Raw genomic sequence first — 803 nt, 5'->3', positions numbered from 1 at the left:
CCCCTTAGGCGGGCGTTAGTTGCACAGGGAGGTATAGTGGAAGAATTATCAGGCGGAAGAGAATCTGCAATATATCGAGATGGTGAAGTCGTGTATCGACCTCTTCAGCCATGGAGTTCTACAATTCATCTTATTTTGAAGCATCTTGAGCGAGCAAAGGTAGACGAAATCCCCAGGTTTCTAGGGGTTAATCAAAACCAAGAAATCTTAAGTTTTGTCGCAGGTAATACCTACAATTATCCGCTAGTTGGCGCAATCGCAACAAATGATGCACTCATGTCAGCGGGTAAATTACTACGAAAAATACATGACTCAACAGCTTCACTCTTGGAGCAACTCGATGTCAATGAACACCGATGGATGTTAGACCCGAGAGAACCATTTGAGGTTATCTGTCATGGTGACTTTACCCCATACAATGTTGCCCTATTAGAAAATACAGTTGTTGGTGTGTTTGACTTCGATACAGCGCACCCAGCACCTAGAATATGGGACCTTGCATATTCAGTTTATTGTTGGTCTCCTTTCAAAACTGATAGCAATGATAAGCTAGGGACAATCTCAGAGCAGGTGGTTAGAGCTAAGTTATTCTGTGACAGTTACGGCACAACTGAATCAGAAAGAGAGCAATTAGCCGATGCTATGGTTCAGCGATTACAGGCTTTAGTATCTTTCATGCGTAGTGAAGCCGAAAATGGCAATGAATCCTTTGCTGAAAACATAGAGCAGGGTCATCTTCAAGCTTATCTGAATGACATAGAATATATCACTGAAAATAAACAAAAAATTCAGTGCGCATTGTG

General features: G+C 42.0%; 1 protein-coding gene. It reads left to right on the top strand.

Annotated elements, in window-relative coordinates; translation table 11 throughout:
* Positions 1-36: 36 nt before the first annotated feature.
* A partial coding sequence (locus GOU96_RS17865; RefSeq protein WP_324702101.1) for an aminoglycoside phosphotransferase family protein occupies positions 37-803 on the top strand: 767 nt, incomplete at its 3' end.

This window comes from Vibrio sp. R-1 (assembly GCF_035615595.1).
Taxonomy (GTDB): domain Bacteria; phylum Pseudomonadota; class Gammaproteobacteria; order Enterobacterales; family Vibrionaceae; genus Vibrio; species Vibrio cholerae.
Note: the sequence above shows the minus strand (reverse complement) of the source record. Positions and strands in the feature narration are given on the sequence as shown.